Origin of the sequence: Pseudoalteromonas sp. SWN166 (genome assembly GCF_015864485.1) — a bacterium.
Classification (GTDB): Bacteria; Pseudomonadota; Gammaproteobacteria; order Enterobacterales; family Alteromonadaceae; genus Pseudoalteromonas.
In genome coordinates this window covers 33,556-50,562 of record NZ_JADYXB010000017.1, presented here as the reverse complement: position 1 = coordinate 50,562, position 17,007 = coordinate 33,556, and the positions used below count along the sequence as shown (strand labels likewise).

Below are 17,007 nucleotides of genomic sequence, written 5' to 3'. Positions count from 1 at the left end.
ATCTCTTTTTTGTTAGTTAATAGGCAGCTTATAACTGCCAATCAACAAAATTTTGTAATAAACGTGCGCCAACTTTTGCGCTGCGCTCTGGGTGAAATTGCATGCCCGCGTAATTGTCTTTAGCAACAATGGCTGAAAAGGTTTGACCGTATTCGCCGCTAACTAGTGTGGCGTCGTTTACGGTGTGCGCAAAGCTGTGAACAAAATACACTTGCTCATCGAGCGTTAGCCCTTTAGTTAACGCATGCTCTTTGTTAACGCTTAAGTTATTCCAACCCATATGCGGCGACGTCAAATTACCTACATCAAGCGCTTTTACTTGCCCTGGTATTTTACCTAGGCACTGTACGTTACCTTCTTCGGTGCTTTCGCACAGTAACTGCATACCTAAACAAATACCCATAAGCGGGCGCTGGTATTCATTTATAGCTTGTTGCCAGCCGTTATCTACTAGGCGTTTCATAGCAACTGACGCATGACCTACACCTGGCAATATAGCGCGCTCAAAACCCGTTAATTGCTCTGGTGAAGTAATTACTGTTGGTGTTTGCCCTAAGCGTTCAAATGCAAAACGTACTGAATTTATATTGGCACAACCGGTATTAATTATGGCAATCATAAACATCCCTTAGAGCTGGCTGTTTGTTGGGTTGTGTCTTGTGCTACTGCCATGCGAAGTGCACGTGAAAACGCTTTAAATAAGCCTTCTACTTGGTGATGACAGTTACCGTCGCTTACCGATAAAATAAGGCTAATGGCGGCGTTATCACTTAAGCTTTTGAAAAAGTGCTCAACCATTTGCACGTCTAAGTCGCCTGCTTTTTCGCGGCTAAAGTTAGCGTTTAATACAAATGATGCACGACCCGATAAATCAATTTGTGCTTCGGCTTTACATTCATCCATAGGAAGAGCAAAACCATAGCGCGCAATTTGCGATTTAGTACCGAGGGCTTGTTTAAGTGCGACACCTAAGGCAATACCAATGTCTTCAACAAGGTGGTGCTCGTCTATGTGTAAATCGCCTTTGGCTTTAATGTTTAAACCAATGTTTGCGTGCGTGCGAATTTGATCAAGCATGTGATCAAAAAAGCCAAGTCCGGTGTCTATGCTGCCATTTTTAGTTTGATCTAAGTTTATGGCTACATCAATTTGGGTTTCTTTAGTGTTGCGTGTAACACGACCTTCGCGGTTTGCAGTGGTCAATTTAGTTACTATTGCACTCCAATCGCCGTCGTATAAAATACCTTCACAACATAAGTTTTGAGCAAGGCCAATATCAGTTTCGCGGTCGCCAATAACAAAAGAGCGTGCTAAATCTACTTTGCCTGAGCGCATAAGCTCGGTAAGTAAGCCTGTTTTAGGTTTACGGCAATCGCAGTTTTGCTCGTTAAAGTGAGGGCAAATTAATACTTCGTCAAAGTTAATACCTTGGCTTTGCATTATGTCCATCATTTTGTCTTGTGCAATATCAAAGTCAGCAGTAGGGAAGCTGTCTGTGCCTAAACCATCTTGGTTTGAAACCATCACTAAACGGTAACCTGCGGCTTGTAATTGTAATAACGCAGGAATAACGCCAGGTAAAAATGCTAGCTTTTCAAGGCTATCTACCTGTTTGTCGGTAATTGGCTCTTCAATGATAGTGCCGTCGCGGTCGATAAATAAATAGGGGTTACTCATGATACTTCGTTTCCTGCTAAAGATGCTGCGGTAGCTGGCGTTTGTAGGCCATCTAACCAAATTTTTACTTGTTCAAGTTCTTGTTCACTGCCAATTGAAATTCGTAGCCAGTCGTCTTCACCGTATAGCGTAAAAGCGCGCATAACCAAACCTTGCTCAAGTGCAATTTTAAAGTAGTTTTTATCGGCTAATTTTAAAGTAACAAAGTTACCTTCACCAGTGAGAATTTTTAATGCAGCAGGGGAGGCGTTTAGCCAATCCACTAATTTAGCTTTTAAGCTATTTAAAATAGTGACCTGGCGGCGCATTGATGTAATTGCATCGGGTGCAATTGCTTGCGCTGCAATACTTGCTACTACGCCCGATACCGGATACGGCGCGATGACTTTACGAATTGGCGTAAGTACACTTGCTTGTGCAAGGGTAAAGCCGGTTCTAAGTCCTGCTAGCGCAAAGGCTTTAGATAACGTACGCAGAACCACTACATTACTAAACTCATTAATAAGCTTAGTCGCGCTTTGCTCTGGGCAAAACTCTATATAGGCTTCATCAACAATTACTAGTGCTTTACCCGCAAGTGCTGTAGCAATCGCTTTTACTTTATCAAGTGGTGTTAGGCTGCCCGTTGGATTATTTGGGTTACAAATAAATACTAGTTTTGAGCTGCCAACAGCTGCGACTATTTCGTCAGCACTGCCACTTAATAATAATTCTTGGGTAAGCGCGTTAATACCAACGTTGTGTGTATCGGCGGTAACTTTGTACATACCGTAGGTTGGTAAAAATAGCGCAATACTATCTTTAGCTGGCTCACAGTATGTGCGCACTAAAAGCTCAATGCCTTCATCTGCGCCGCGCGTCATTAATACATTTCCGCTTTCAAGCTCTGTATAAGCGGCGTAACGGTCAATAACCAGTTGCGGTTGTGGATCAGGATAGCGATTTAAATCTTCAATACTCAGTTCAAGGTTTTTAGCATAAGGGCTTTCGTTAGCATTTAGCCACGTAGTACCGGTTAGCTTTTCACTTTTTGCAGAGCTGTATGCAGCAAGGGCTGCAATATTTTTAGGTAATAAGCTAGACGCTTGTGCGCTCTCATTGCTCATTTTTAATTGCCTCTAAACGAATTGAAACCGCATTAGCGTGGGCATCAAGGCCTTCTGCATCTGCAAGTGGTAAAATAGCTTTCGAAAGCTGCGTTAAACCACTTTTGGTAATTGTTTGCACTGTGTATGTACGAAAAAAATCAAGTAAGTTTAAGCTAGAATATGTTGCACTGTAACCATATGTTGGTAACACGTGGTTAGTACCTGATGCGTAATCGCCTGCAGATTCTGGCGTGTAGTCACCTACAAATACTGAGCCTGCATTTTTAACCTTATCTAGGTATGGTGTTGCATCGCCTAGTTGTAAAATTAAGTGCTCTGGCCCGTATTGCGCCGATACATCAAATGCTTGCTCAATTGAATCAACTAAAATAAGCGATGAATTAGCGAGCGCTTGCTCGGCTGTTTCTTTGCGACTCAAATTAGCCAACTGGCGTGTAAGTGCCTGCTGAGTTTGTTCTATTATACTTTCGCTGTTACATAATAAAATAACTTGCGAGTCTGCACCGTGCTCTGCTTGTGAGAGTAAATCGGCGGCTATAAATTCTGGGTTTGCACGTTCATCTGCAATAACAAGTACTTCAGACGGACCTGCTGGCATATCAATTGCCATACCTGGAATAGTTTGCGCAACGAGCTGTTTAGCCATTGTTACAAAGCTATTACCTGGGCCAAATATTTTGTTCACTTTAGGAACCGATTCGGTGCCATAAGCCATTGCTGCAATTGCGCCTGCGCCACCACTTTCTATTAAAGTAGTAATGCCACATAACTTAGCTGCATATAAAATAGCAGGGTTAATCGCTTTATCACCTTGTACCGGTGTAGCAAGTACAACAGTTTTTGCGCCGCTTAACTGCGCTAATACACCTTGCATAATAACTGACGATGGCAGTGGAGCACTGCCACCGGGTACATAAATACCGACTGCTTCGATGGCTTGATATTTCAGTTCACATACAACGCCTGGTTGGGTCGATAATTTAATATCTTTTGGCAATTGCGCTTCGTGAAAACGTTTAACGTTTGCATAAGCGGTATCAATTGCGTATTTAAGCTCTGCACTTAGTGCTTGCTCTGATGCGTTAATTTCATCAAGCGGAACACATAAGCGAGGGTTAGATCTATTATCAAACTCTTTAGCCATGCTAAGTAAGGCTTCATCGCCTTGCTCTTTTACGTTAGCTAAAATAGTTTTGCATATAGCTTCAACCTTGGCGCTGGCAGAAACTGCAGGGCGCATTAGCGCCGCTGCTTGTACTTGTGAAGATTCCTCATTCCAACGAAGCATGGCACTTACTCCATCATTTTTTCAATTGGCATAACTAAAATAGAGTTAGCGCCTAGGGCTTTTAATTGCTCCATTGTTTCCCAAAATAATGTTTCGCTGCTTACCATGTGAAGTGCTACGTATTCATCGTTACCAGCAAGGGCAAGTAGAGTAGGTTGACCAGAACCAGGTAAAATTTCACAAATTTCATCAAGTTTGTTTTTTGGTGCGTGTAGCATGATGTATTTGCTTTCTTTAGCTTGTCTAACACCACGTAGGCGCGGCATAAGCTTATTGATTAGTGCTAGTTTGTCTGCATCTTGAAGATCTTTATTTTGAATTAAACACGCGTTTGATTCTAAAATTGTTTCGCCTTGAATTAAGCCGTTAGCTTCAAGTGTTGCGCCAGTAGATACTAAATCACAAATTGCATCAGATAAACCCGCACGCGGTGCTACTTCAACAGAACCCGTAAGCATTACTGTACTTGCGTTAATGCCTTCGCGCTTTAACCACTGAGTTAAAATTTCTGGGTAGGTAGTCGCAATACGTTTGCCTTCAAACCAGCTCTTATCGCGAGCGCCAAGCTCTTGTGGCCATGCAAGTGCAAGACGACAGTAACCAAAGTCTAGTTTTGAAAGTTTGGTTACTTCACTTGGAACACCTTGTCGTTCACGTTCTGCTTGAACTTCTACTAGTACGTTTTCGCCAACTATGCCTAAGTCACATACACCGTCCATTACTAAACCCGGAATATCGTCATCGCGCACACGTAGTACGTCAATTGGCATATTAGTTGAATGTGCAATTAAGCGTTGTTCACGAAGGTTAAGTTTAACACCTAACTGTTTTAGCAGATCTTGACAATCTTTAGATAGGCGGCCACCTTTTTGGATGGCGATACGTAGACGATTACTGTTGTTCATTATTCATTTTCCTTTAATTTAAAAACTAAAAACCCCGAGGGGAACCTCAGGGCGAAAATGAATCAATGTTATTTGAATCGCCAGAGGTTCCTTTTAGGAATAACCTCTCAGCGAAAGACCTGACAGGTTATTCCGGTGAATGGTGGTGATGATGTACTGTTGTCAGGTTTAAGCGCATTTTTTATCCTATGTAACTGCCCGTTGTTTTGTTAACGTGCAGTTGTTATCTGTTTAAATAAATTTCGCATTCATAAAAACATAAACAGCTATATTATGGCAAGTTTTTTTTAGCTTAATTAAAGCATATGTTATAACTGTCGATAATATTAAGATAATAAGCGCAATTTTAGCGAATAATTGTTTGTTTATTATTCAAATTAAGCATTTTGACAATCAAACAGTTAAAATAAGGAAGTACGTATGGATATTATGATTCCTTATTTAGGAAGAATAACTAGGCTAGAAGTTGAATCAAAAAGTGCTTTTCATATTGCGGGTGTGCAAAGTGGCGCTGCGGCTGAAAAAGTTGAACTAGAGAATAAAAAAAGGCGTGAGTTACAAAAAAAGAAAAAGCTCAATATGCTTGATGATCAAAATAATAAAAAAAAGTCTAACTTAGATGATGACGAAAACCCCCATTTAGATACATGGGCTTGATAATACCAACTTTACTAAATACATAAGCAATCAACTTAAAAAGGCCCTTGCGGGCCTTTTTACTATGTATTTTGCTTATGCCAATTAGCTTAAATACTTAAGCAGATTGGCATTACTCTTGGCTTTTACTTTTGAATATATAAAAGCTAAATATAGCGAATACACAAACTTGAGCCGCAATACCTTGCCATGTCGATTTTATACCAAGCCATGCAATATCAAAGCTCATTGGTAGTGACGCAATACCTATTATATCGGCCTCTTGTAGTGCAATAACGGCTTTGCCCATAAGCACAAATGAGAGTGCAAATAATAGGTAAGTGGTAATTGCAAAAAACTTAGCAACCGGTAATTTAATTGAGTATTTAATTAATACCCACGTAATAATAGCCAGTATTGCTACACCGATGGCAAAACCCGATGCAATAGATGAATATTGAGCCGGCGAGCTTTGTGTTAATAATGACTGGTAAAATAGTACGGTTTCGAATACTTCACGGTATACGGCAATAAAAGAAAGCCCTGCTAACCCCCATAATGTACCCGACTCAAGACGCTTATCTATATTGTCTTTTATGTATTTTTGCCATTGTTGCGCACTGGTTTTACTGTGCATCCATACGCCAACATACAGTAAAATAACAGCGGCAAATAATGCACCTGCACCTTCCATAACTTCGCGACTTGCACCACTTATTTCTATTAATGTTTGCGCAGCAGCCCATGTTAAGCCACCTGCAATAAGTGCGGTTATCCAGCCAACATGTACATATTTAAGCGCATCTTGACGTTTAGTTTTAATAAGTACGGTCATAAGGGCAATAATAACGAGGAGTGCTTCTAAGCCTTCGCGTAGCAATATAACTAAACTTGCTGAGAGGAGTGCACCATCAGTTAGTTTGGTTTCGTTTAGCATGCTATCTGCTTTCGCGAGTTGAGCTAGCGCCGCACTTACTTTTTCGCCAACGATGGCAGTATCTTTCTCGTTTTTGAAGGTTTGACGCAGGTTCATCAGTTGTACTTCGATGTTTTTACGCAAAGCTTCGTCGTAAGCATTTAAGTTATTTTCAACAAGTTCAAAGCCATCTAAGTATGCGCTAATTGCTAAGTCACTCGCTTGAGAGTAATTACCTTTAGCATGCGCGGCTTGCGCTGCAAGTAACTGCGTTCGAGTAACCGTTATCGGATTTTTTTTACCGGTAAATAATTGCTCTGGATTACCACGTAACCATTTAACGTAGTGTGCTTGCGCTTCACTTTGACCTGCCGATAATTGTGCAGGGTTTAGGTTTACAATTTGCGAAGCGGTAACATTTTGATCTACATTTTGCGGTTTTTTAACGTCTTTAAATGCCAAGCTACCTACATAAAAAGCTAAAGACCAACGTTGTTGTTCGTTAAATTGAGTAAACGCAACCATTGGCGTGTCGTTAATACCGTTACTTACAGCGTCAAACAAACCCATTAATGAGCGGTTAGTTGCGCGTTCTTCATCGGTAAAGTTGGTAGGCTCTGGTGATAAGTTTTTTGCAAGCGGGCCGTCGCCTTGACCACTTGGGCCGTGACACATTGAACAGTTAGCAGCAAAAAGCGCTTTGGTTTGCTCAACAGGTAGTAGTGACGTAGGTAACGATAGCTGCGGCATAAAGACAAGAAGTGACTCACGAAGCGCAGAGCTTGCTGCGCGTACATCGGCAACGCTTGCTTTATTGGCAATCGCTGAATGCAAGGCTTTAGCTTGTACCTTTACTGTGTCGAACTCATTTGTTTGGCTTGATAGCTGTCCAGCTTGCTCAATAATAACGTGCGCAAATTCAGTCATTTCTTGATATTCGTCGGGGTCGAGTATTTCACCATTCCCAACAGCTGCTACGTAATCAACACCTACGTACTCTGCAAGCTGTGCAATTTGCTTTATTTTTATTTGTTGATCGGGTGAGGCAGAAACGCTAAAGCTTGCCGTCATCATGATCAAAAGTGCAAAAATGAAATTAAGCTGACGCTTGCTTACAGACACAAAGTTAATAAACATGTGAGAATTATTTATGGACATTGAAAAGCCCTGCAGAGGAAAAGCCAAAATTATAATTGTTTTCATTTGCATTTCAAGCAGATTAATTTAAACAAAGCAGATAAATAAAAAGGATAACAATTTATATAACTTTAAAGTGTTTTTGTAACACGAGAGTAACAGTAACCAAGTGATTTTTATAATAACTTGGTTACTGAATGTGTTGCGGACAAAGTATTTATTACTTGGCTTGCTCAGCTGACTTAATGCTGCTTTGAATAAGCGGCGAAATAGTTAAGCCTTGTACAATAATAGAAAATATAACCACAACGTAAGTAACAATAACAATTAAGTTATGTAAGTCAGAGTCGCCTACAAAAACTTGCTCGCGTGGTATAGCTGCCGCCATTGCCAGAGCAAGGCCACCACGTAGTCCACCCCAGGTCAAAATTTTAACACTGTGTTTATCGTAAGTCCTAAAGCGTTTAAAAATTACAAATGGTGCGCCTACACTTATAAAGCGTGCAAGTAATACCGCAGGTACCATTAATAAGCCTAAACCTATTTCGCCAATAGTGATTGGCATAGTAACTATCAACATACCTATTATTAAAAACAGTAGGGCATTTAAAAAGCTGTCGGTTGCATGCCAAAAGTCTTTTACGTAGCGTGTATCTTCAGGGCCTGTGCGCTCAGTTGCTTTAGTGCGGGTGATATTACCCATTAATATGCCGCTCGTTACCATAGCAAGTGCGCCAGATATTTCCCAAATATTTGCAGCAGCAAAACCTGCTGTAGGAATCGTTAAGGTAATTAATAAGCGAATATTTACATCGCGGCTATTAATAATTAAAAAGTGGCCAACTAATGCAATGACTAAACCAAACGCAATACCCCCTATGGCATCAACAAAGAATAGCTCTGCTATGTCGCCAAATTGTGCATCGGTACCATAAAAAGCAACTGAGAATATAGTGGTAAATATAACTAAACCGATACCATCGTTAAATAGCGACTCACCTTCTACTTGAACTGAAATACCTTCTGGTGCTCTCATTTGTTTAATAATAGCAAGTACAGCGATAGGGTCGGTTGGGCTAATAAGCGCACCAAACAATAAACAGTAAATAAAAGGAACATCAAAACCAAAAACGGGGAATAAATAAAAGCTTAAATAGCCCACTATAAATGTGGAAGCAATGGTTGAAAATAATACCAGAGCAGTAATTTCCCATCGCTGCTTACGCAGGGCTAGTAGGTTTATTTCAAGCGCACCCGCATAAAGTAAAAACCCCAACATACCTTTGAGTAGTAACTCGTTAAAGTTAATACTGGAAACAATTTGGGTCATTGCTAATGCATTTTGATCGCCTAATAATTTAACTGCAATGATCAGCAATAAAGAAATAACCACAGAGCCCGTTGTAATGGCAATAGTAGTTTGCATTTTGAGGATGTACTGGTTTGCAAAGGCTATAAATATTGCAATTGCAGAGAGAAAACAAATGAGGTACCAAGCATTCATTGATTAACCTTAACTATTTTTTAAACGACACACAAAAAGGAGGATTATAAACCCGCGTATGGTACTCCTGTAATATTTGAGAGTCACAGTATTTATACCTTTATATCGCTTTTAATAAGGATTATTTTTAGTAAGAGTTAATAACAAATTAGACTTTGTAAATATTGTCATCAATAAATTAAATGTACGTTATAAATACAGAGTGTATTGTAAAATCGAATAATGAATCACTCCCTAAGCTCGGATAATAAAACGCGCGTTAACCCATAAAATAAAAGTGCGTTTTGTAATTACTTGCCCTAAATGCTTTGCTTACGTAAAATCCCGCTATTATTTATTTTAAAGTGATTGGTATTATCAAACAGCTGTTTAGTGCAACCGGACCTTTGGCGTTATCGTTAGATGGATATACGCCTCGTCAACCACAAATTGATATGGCTGTAGCCGTTGCTGATGCATTAAAAAACAGTTCGCAATTAGTTGTTGAAGCAGGCACGGGTACTGGTAAAACATTTGCCTATTTAGCGCCTGCACTCAAATCAAAAGGCCGAACGATAATATCGACTGGCTCTAAAGCCTTACAAGAACAGTTATACCACCGCGATTTACCGCAACTAGTTAAAGCGCTTAGTGCTTCTAAAAAAACAGCCTTATTAAAAGGGCGTGCTAATTACTTATGTACGTATCGACTAAACCAGCATGTTGCGCATGTACCTACTGACGACTCTGATGTAATGCACCAACTAGCCATGGTGGCTAAGTTTGCCAGTGAAACGCAGTCGGGCGATTTAGCCGATTGTATTGGTATAGAAGATGATGCCAAAGTGCTGCCTTATGTAAATTCAACAGCCGATAACTGCTTAGGCAAAGAATGCCCAGATTTTCAAAGCTGCTATATACGCAAAGCACGTTTAACAGCAGCAGATGCTGATGTGGTTGTTATTAACCACCATTTGTTTTTTGCCGACATGGCCGTAAAAGAAAGTGGCTTTGCTGAGCTTATGCCAAAAGCCGATGCGTATATATTTGATGAAGCCCACCAGTTAAGTGAAATTGCCAGTGATTATTTTGGTGAGAGTATTAGCACTAAAAAGCTGGTGGATTTAATTAATGATTTACGTGCTATTTATCGAGCCGAAATTCCCGATATGCTGCAGCTAGGTAAAAGCTTAAATAAGCTTGAAACAAGCGTTGCTGATTTACGATTACAGTTTGGTGTTGATGGCAGTAGGGGGGATTGGCGAGAAAAGCTAAGCGATAAACAAATATGTGCGGCACTTCATCGCGTCATTAGTGATTTAGATTTTGTTTATCAAGTTCTTAAACTTTGCCTAGATAGAAGCGATAAAATAGAGCACCCGTTTGAGCGTGCTCTTGCATTTAAAGGGCAGTTAGAACGCGTTTTTGATACTGCTCAAACCGGTTTTAGTTACTGGTATGAAACAACGCGCCGTTATTTAACAATAAATATAACGCCATTAAATGTTTCAGCTAAGTTTGCTCAAATGATGCAAGACACGGGCGCAGGCTTTGTATTTACATCAGCAACACTTTCGGTCGACAACAAACTAGAGCACTTTAATGCAAGCCTCGGTTTAAAACCAAAGCAAAGTATGATGGTAGATAGCCCGTTTGATTACCCTAATCAGGCGCTGCTGTGTTTGCCGCGTTACTTACCCGAATCGCACGCTGATAATATGCCGCATGCGATTGTAAAACTCACACTTGAGCTTATAAAGTCAGCGCAAGGGCGTTGTTTTGTCCTATTTACGAGCTATCGAATGATGCACTTAGTTGCCGAAGGGCTCACCACACAAATAGACTACCCAGTTTATATGCAGGGGCAAATGTCTAAGCGTATTATTTTAGAGAAATTTACGCGCCATGGAAATGCGGTATTACTCGGTACGGCTTCTTTTTGGGAAGGCGTTGATGTACGCGGCAGTACGTTAAGCTGTGTTATTATAGACAAATTGCCATTTGCAGCTCCTGACGATCCATTACTACAAGCTAAAATGCAAGATTGCCAAATGCAGGGTAAAGACCCTTTTTCACACATACAATTACCGCAGGCTGTTATTGCGCTAAAACAAGGTGTAGGGCGTTTAATTCGAGATAGTAAAGACAAAGGCGTACTTGTAATATGCGATAATCGCTTAGTTACACGCCAATATGGCCAAGTATTTTTAAAAAGCTTACCGCCGATGCGCCGCACGCGAAGCTTAGAAGATGCCAATACATTTTTAAAACAAATTAATTAGAGTAATAAAATGATCAAAAGTAATATTCTTGCCCTTGATGCTTCAACAGAAGCACTTTCAATTGTTTTACATTTTCAGGGCCAAACATTTCATCATTTTGAAGAATGTCCGCAGCAACATAGCCAAAAAATACTTCCACTTGTGGATGAGCTATTAACTAAAGCAAACTGTAAATTAAAAGACTTAGATGTCATTGGTTTTGGGCAAGGCCCTGGCAGTTTTACTGGTGTACGTATTAGTGTAGCGATAGCGCAAGGTTTAGCGTATTCAACTAACTTGCCGCTTGTAGGTGTATCTACTTTGGCTATTATGGCGCAACAAGCGTTTGAACAAAACGGCAGCCTGAGTGTTTACCCAAGTATAGATGCGCGTATGGGTGAGATATACTTTGCACATTACCAAGCTCAAAATAATCTAATGCTTTTAGTTAACCAAGAATGCGTTATAAAACCTGATTTACTAAACAATGATTATATAGCGACTACTGAGCCATCTGTAGCGGTGGGTACGGGCTTTAAAACCTATCCTGATGCGCTTAATGACTTTGAAAACGTGACAATTAATACTGATATTACATTGCCTGATGCGCGTTATATGTTAGCGCATGTTGAAGCCGCGTTTTTAGCGGGTGATGTTGTAAAAGCGAGTGACGCTCAACCTAAATATGTGCGCGATACGGTAACGTGGAAAAAGCTACCAGGTCGTGAGTAATTATATCTTGAATTCAAGTATTATTTGCAAATTGGTTGTTTTTAAATCATAATTTTATGCATTATTAAGGTTGGAGACGCGTAATGACGCTGCCTATTGGTTCAGGTTTTTTTACCGGAGATATTCCGGGTAGGGTTAGCTCTACCAAAGTTGTTACTAATAAACCACAGAGTTTATTAGACCAGCCGGCTGCTCAAAAAACGAATACCGATTATGTAAAAAGCAGTGTTGAGGGCGTCGAACTGGCTAATCAACTGTTTAAAAGCAGTGCTAAAAGCAATGAATACAGCCAAACAATTTACGACCAACCGACTGCTCAAGTAAGCAAAGCGATTTCTACTTATACTGAATTTGCTAATTTAGAACGCAGGGCAGAAGTACAAAATTTAATAGGCGTTGATATATACGCTTAAAGCTCATTCAAACGTTTTAGATAAATACAGCTATAAAATTTAATAAAAAGCCCGGACATGCGTTCGGGCTTTTTGTGTTCAAAACGAAGCAAAGATTACTGTTCAATAAAGCCGATTAGCTTATCTGCAATATCAGTATTATTTTGTGAACCAATAAATTGATCACTGCCTTTGCCATAAGCAAATACTTGAACGTCTACAGCGGTGTGTCCGCCGGTTGTCCAGCCAGTAAAGCTCGCATCACTAATAATACTTTTAACAGCTAAATTAAGCGCTTTTTCGCCCATTTTTTTAGCTTGCTCAAGTTTGATTTGGTTTTCAGTTGTAAATTCAATATTGGTGTTAGCAGTCCATACTGGTTTTAAGTCTTTAGACTCCATAAGTTTGTCTGTTAACTTACTAGCCGTTGCCTTAACACCTTTAATTACGTCTGTTTCCCATTTAAATTGGCCGTGCGAACCAATAGTTAGGCCGCCCGTTGAGTGATCGGCTGTAACAACAAGTATCGTGTCTTTGTTTTTATCAACGTATGCTTTTGCTTTTTCGATTGATTTAGCAAAGTCGTCCATTTCAGCCATCGCACAGGCTATATCGTTAGAGTGACCACACCAATCAATTTGGCTGCCCTCAATCATTACAAAAAAGCCTTCTTCGTTTTGGTTATCTAGTAAACCAAGTGCTTTAGATGTTAACTGAGTCAGGCGAGTTGGGTTTATATCAAGTGCAAATGGCAGGCCTTTGCTTGCATACAAACCTATGGCAGGTATTTGTGTAATTTGGCCCAGATTATTAATATCGTCGCCATATTGGTAACCTGCTGCTTTAAATTCTTCAACTAAATTACGGTCATCTCGAATAAAATATTTAGTACCGCCACCAAGCATTAAATCAACGGGTAATTTACCAGCAATCTTATTATCAATATAATCGTTGGCAATATCATCGTAGTTGTAACGAGATTCATTGTGAGCTGTAAAACTCGCTGGTGTTGCATGGTTTATTTGTGACGTTACAACAAGCGCTGTTGTCATACCGCGCTCTTTTGCTATTTCGAGCATGGTTTTAACTGGCTTTTTATCTGTATCTACAGCAACCGCGCCATTATAACTTTTATGACCGCTACTAAGCGCTGTAGCACCTGCTGCACTGTCAGTTACATAAGTATGGTCGTCAGGGTAGGTATGCGCCATGCCTTTTAAAATAGTGTCAAAAACCGTGCCTTCGACTTCTTTTGTTGCAGGGTCATCTTTAAAATAGCGATAAGCCGTGGTGTAAGCCGGACCCATACCGTCACCAATCATATAAATTACATTTTTAGGTGCTGATTCTGCGTAAGCACCAGAAGCGGTGCATAAAAGTGCCAATAAGCTGATCTGTTTTTTCATGGTTGTACCTTATGAGTGTACCTTATTTAATAGCCGCTGATATTGTATACAGATAGGATGATAAATAAATGAATATCTGAGATATTTATAATTTATACTTTGATTTTATATACATAGAATTGTAGTTAACGCTGTTAGTTCTATTTATTTAAATTATACTAGTTATAAGCTATCTATATATGGTGCTCTCACCTTTTATTTGTTTAAAAGGTACTCAATATTAATATGTTAAAAAACCTTTGCTTATCAAACTATTTCTAAACCATTGAAAATATTGAGTTTGTTTTTCTTCTCAGTGCTATATTTGATACCAAGACGATAATTAAATCGTGAATTTCGCACCATTTCCTAAGTTAGTGGTCTGACAACTTGTATGCTATAAATAATGATGCTCTAAATTAATAAAGGACTTACCATGCAGCCGTTTAATATTGAAACCAATAATTTAAATATTCATGGCTTAAAAGTAGGTTCAGGGAACGAAATAGTAATAGCGCTACATGGGTGGTTAGACAACTGCCATAGCTTTATGCCAATGTTAAACAACGTTAACCCAAAGCACACTTGGTACTGCATTGACTTTGTTGGGCACGGTTTATCGAGTTGGCGAAGTGATGACGCACACTATTATTTTATTGATTATATTGATGATGTGTACCAACTTATAAATGCGCTTGGTGTTAAAAAAGTACATTTAGTGGGTCATTCAATGGGGGCTATGGTTGCAGGACTTTTGGCTAGTTGTTTTGGCGATTATGTTAAGTCTGTTACCTTTATAGAGGGTATTGGTTGTGTTACAACGCCAAGTGAAGGTGTATGCGAACAGCTAAAAAGTGCGGTATTAAATAGAGCGCGTTTAAAAAATAAAAAGTCGAGAACTTATAAATCGAAAGAACTTATTTATGAAGCACGTGCTCAAACAACCGATTTAAATAGTGAGCTTATTACGCTCTTAATGCAGCGAAATATAAAACAGACTTCAGATGGTTTTACGTTAACAACAGATCCAAAGCTTAAAAATCACTCAGGTTTTAGGTTTGATGAAGCGCAATGTATTGGTGCAATAAAAGATTTAGCTGCACCATGTCAATTAATTTTAGGTAACGAAGGTTATTCGTTTGTAAAACAAAATTTGGCAAAGTATATTAGTTATTACAATAACTTGAAGGTAATTGAAGTAGAGGGTGGGCATCATTGCCATATGCAAAGTAGTGAGTTATGTTTTGAGCATATTCAAGACTTTATGCTGCAAAATGGTGCATGTTAATTGTAAGTTTACGTGAAATGTGGGATTATTCCTGCATTAGAGTATTTGCTCAATTGTTAAAGCGCCTTACTTAGATTAAGGTTAATAAAAATATAATTATAAACAGGGGCTAAGAGTGGAAAAAATCTGGCTTAAGCGCTACCCAGAGGGTATGCCTGAAACAATCGATCCTGAGCATTACAACTCGTTACTCGAAGTGTTCGAAAAAAGTTTTTCTGATTACAAAGATCTACCTGCATTTACTAATATGGGTAAAACGTTATCGTATGACGAAATTGACACCGCAACCAAAAAAGTTGCGTCCTATATTCAAAATGATTTGGGTCTTAAAAAAGGTGACAAAGTTGCCGTAATGATGCCTAACTTACTGCAAACACCAGTCACAATTTTAGGTGTTTTGCGTGCAGGTTGTGTGGTTGTAAATGTTAACCCACTTTATACTGTGCGCGAATTAGAGCATCAGTTAAAAGATTCCGACACTACCGCTATTTTCATTCTAGCAAACTTTGCTGACACGCTCGAAAAGTCACTTGCTCATACCGATGTTAAACACATTGTAGTAACGCAAGTAGGCGATATGGTTGGCGGGCTTAAAAAGCATATAGTTAACTTTGTTGTGAAGCACATTAAAAAAATGGTGCCAAAATTCAACTTACCGAACACAATTAACTTTTCAGACGTTTTAGCTGCGGATGAAGCTAAATACACGCGTCCTGAAATGAGCTTGTCTGATCTTGCTTTTTTACAGTACACCGGTGGCACAACAGGTGTATCTAAAGGTGCAATGCTTAGCCACGGTAATATGGTCGGTAACCTTGAGCAAGTTTCAGGTTGTTTAGATAAAGTGTTAAATCGTGGTACAGAAGTCGTTATTACTGCTTTACCGCTTTATCATATCTTTGCTTTAACAGCTAATTGCTTAACGTTTATGAAATACGGTGGCTTAAACGTACTTATTACTAATCCACGTGATATGCCTGGGTTTGTTAAAGAGCTTGGCCAACATAACTTCACCGCTATTACTGGCGTAAACACACTATTTAATGGTTTATTAAATACTCCAGGTTTTGCTGATCTAGATTTTAGCCACTTAAAAATGTCGTTAGGCGGTGGTATGGCGGTTCAACGTCCTGTTGCCGAAAAATGGCAAAAAGTGACTGGTTCAAAACTAATGGAAGGCTACGGACTTACTGAATGTGCTCCTTTAGTTACTATTAGTCCTTTTGATTTAAAAGCATACAATGGCTCTATTGGTTTACCTGCGCCTAATACCGATATTAAGTTAATGCTTGATAATGGTGAAGAAGCCGCAAAAGGCGAGCCAGGTGAGCTTTGGGTTAAAGGCCCGCAAGTAATGGTTGGTTATTACAAACGACCAGATGCAACCGCTGAATGTTTAAAAGACGGCTGGTTTGCTACAGGTGATATTGCGACTTATGATGATGAAGGTTTCTTCTTTATTGTAGATCGTAAAAAAGACATGATCATTGTATCTGGCTTTAATGTTTTTCCTAATGAGATTGAAGAAGTAGTGGCTATGCACGAAGGTGTACTAGAAGTAGCCGCTATTGGTATTCCTCATGATGTAAGTGGTGAACAAGTTAAAGTTTTTGTTGTGAAAAAAGACCCTTCTTTAACTGAAAAAGATATAATAAGTCACTGTCGTGAAAATTTAACTAATTACAAGGTCCCCAAACTGGTAGAGTTTAGGGATGAGTTACCTAAAACTAACGTAGGTAAGATACTCCGAAGAGCCTTGAAAGATTAGCAACCTATAAAAAAGCCGACATATGTCGGC

14 protein-coding genes are annotated in these 17,007 nt (G+C 39.4%); 6 read left to right on the top strand and 8 right to left on the bottom strand.

Translation table 11 applies throughout. From position 1 onward, the window contains the following. Positions 1-28: 28 nt before the first annotated feature. Genes hisH through hisG form a run of 5 tightly spaced genes read right to left on the bottom strand, consistent with a single transcriptional unit; the run spans position 29 to position 4,979 of the window. Complete coding sequence (hisH, locus tag I6F49_RS11850) at positions 29-619, bottom strand: imidazole glycerol phosphate synthase subunit HisH (protein ID WP_197159882.1); 591 nt, start codon at positions 617-619, stop codon at positions 29-31. Continuing rightward, positions 616-1,677 carry a bifunctional histidinol-phosphatase/imidazoleglycerol-phosphate dehydratase HisB gene (hisB, locus tag I6F49_RS11845; RefSeq protein WP_033038394.1) on the bottom strand — a complete coding sequence of 354 codons (1,062 nt, stop codon included), beginning with the start codon at positions 1,675-1,677 and terminating at the stop codon, positions 616-618. Before hisB ends, hisH begins: the two co-directional genes overlap by 4 nt. Continuing rightward, positions 1,674-2,783 carry a histidinol-phosphate transaminase gene (hisC, locus tag I6F49_RS11840; protein ID WP_197118967.1) on the bottom strand — a complete coding sequence of 370 codons (1,110 nt, stop codon included), beginning with the start codon at positions 2,781-2,783 and terminating at the stop codon, positions 1,674-1,676. The genes hisB and hisC overlap by 4 nt, the downstream gene beginning before the upstream one ends. Beyond that, complete coding sequence (gene hisD, locus I6F49_RS11835; protein WP_007580646.1) at positions 2,773-4,074, bottom strand: histidinol dehydrogenase; 1,302 nt, start codon at positions 4,072-4,074, stop codon at positions 2,773-2,775. Before hisD ends, hisC begins: the two co-directional genes overlap by 11 nt. Positions 4,075-4,079: 5 nt before the next feature. After that, the gene (hisG, locus tag I6F49_RS11830; RefSeq protein ID WP_007580644.1) at positions 4,080-4,979 is read right to left on the bottom strand and encodes an ATP phosphoribosyltransferase; all 900 of its coding nucleotides are present in this window, start codon (positions 4,977-4,979) and stop codon (positions 4,080-4,082) included. Positions 4,980-5,399: 420 nt separating this feature from the next. Between hisG and I6F49_RS11825 the strand changes: the two genes are divergently transcribed. Further along, the gene (locus tag I6F49_RS11825) at positions 5,400-5,636 is read left to right on the top strand and encodes a hypothetical protein (protein ID WP_024604831.1); all 237 of its coding nucleotides are present in this window, start codon (positions 5,400-5,402) and stop codon (positions 5,634-5,636) included. A 112-nt stretch (positions 5,637-5,748) separates the two neighbouring features. Here I6F49_RS11825 and I6F49_RS11820 read toward each other — a convergent pair whose 3' ends face one another. Then, a complete protein-coding gene (locus tag I6F49_RS11820) occupies positions 5,749-7,605 on the bottom strand; it encodes a cytochrome c/FTR1 family iron permease (RefSeq protein WP_197180676.1) in 1,857 nt (618 codons plus the stop codon). A 283-nt stretch (positions 7,606-7,888) separates the two neighbouring features. Continuing rightward, a complete protein-coding gene (locus I6F49_RS11815) occupies positions 7,889-9,172 on the bottom strand; it encodes a cation:proton antiporter (protein ID WP_197180629.1) in 1,284 nt (427 codons plus the stop codon). A gap of 344 nt (positions 9,173-9,516) precedes the next feature. On the opposite strand from I6F49_RS11815, the gene I6F49_RS11810 reads away from it, so the two are divergent. The 3 genes from I6F49_RS11810 (at position 9,517) to I6F49_RS11800 (ending at position 12,557) form a co-directional block, all read left to right on the top strand. Then, complete coding sequence (locus I6F49_RS11810; protein WP_197180626.1) at positions 9,517-11,433, top strand: ATP-dependent DNA helicase; 1,917 nt, start codon at positions 9,517-9,519, stop codon at positions 11,431-11,433. 9 nt (positions 11,434-11,442) lie between these two features. Beyond that, positions 11,443-12,144, top strand: a complete 702-nt coding sequence (gene tsaB / locus I6F49_RS11805; protein ID WP_166420524.1) for a tRNA (adenosine(37)-N6)-threonylcarbamoyltransferase complex dimerization subunit type 1 TsaB — start codon at positions 11,443-11,445, stop codon at positions 12,142-12,144. Positions 12,145-12,227: 83 nt separating this feature from the next. Then, a complete protein-coding gene (locus tag I6F49_RS11800; RefSeq protein ID WP_138490076.1) occupies positions 12,228-12,557 on the top strand; it encodes a hypothetical protein in 330 nt (109 codons plus the stop codon). Positions 12,558-12,652: 95 nt separating this feature from the next. Here I6F49_RS11800 and I6F49_RS11795 read toward each other — a convergent pair whose 3' ends face one another. After that, complete coding sequence (locus I6F49_RS11795; RefSeq protein ID WP_166420523.1) at positions 12,653-13,942, bottom strand: alkaline phosphatase; 1,290 nt, start codon at positions 13,940-13,942, stop codon at positions 12,653-12,655. A 415-nt stretch (positions 13,943-14,357) separates the two neighbouring features. On the opposite strand from I6F49_RS11795, the gene I6F49_RS11790 reads away from it, so the two are divergent. Further along, positions 14,358-15,209, top strand: a complete 852-nt coding sequence (locus I6F49_RS11790; RefSeq protein ID WP_165727985.1) for an alpha/beta hydrolase — start codon at positions 14,358-14,360, stop codon at positions 15,207-15,209. Between the two features lie 115 nt (positions 15,210-15,324). Further along, the gene (gene fadD, locus I6F49_RS11785) at positions 15,325-16,977 is read left to right on the top strand and encodes a long-chain-fatty-acid--CoA ligase FadD (protein WP_165727984.1); all 1,653 of its coding nucleotides are present in this window, start codon (positions 15,325-15,327) and stop codon (positions 16,975-16,977) included. Positions 16,978-17,007: the final 30 nt, after the last annotated feature.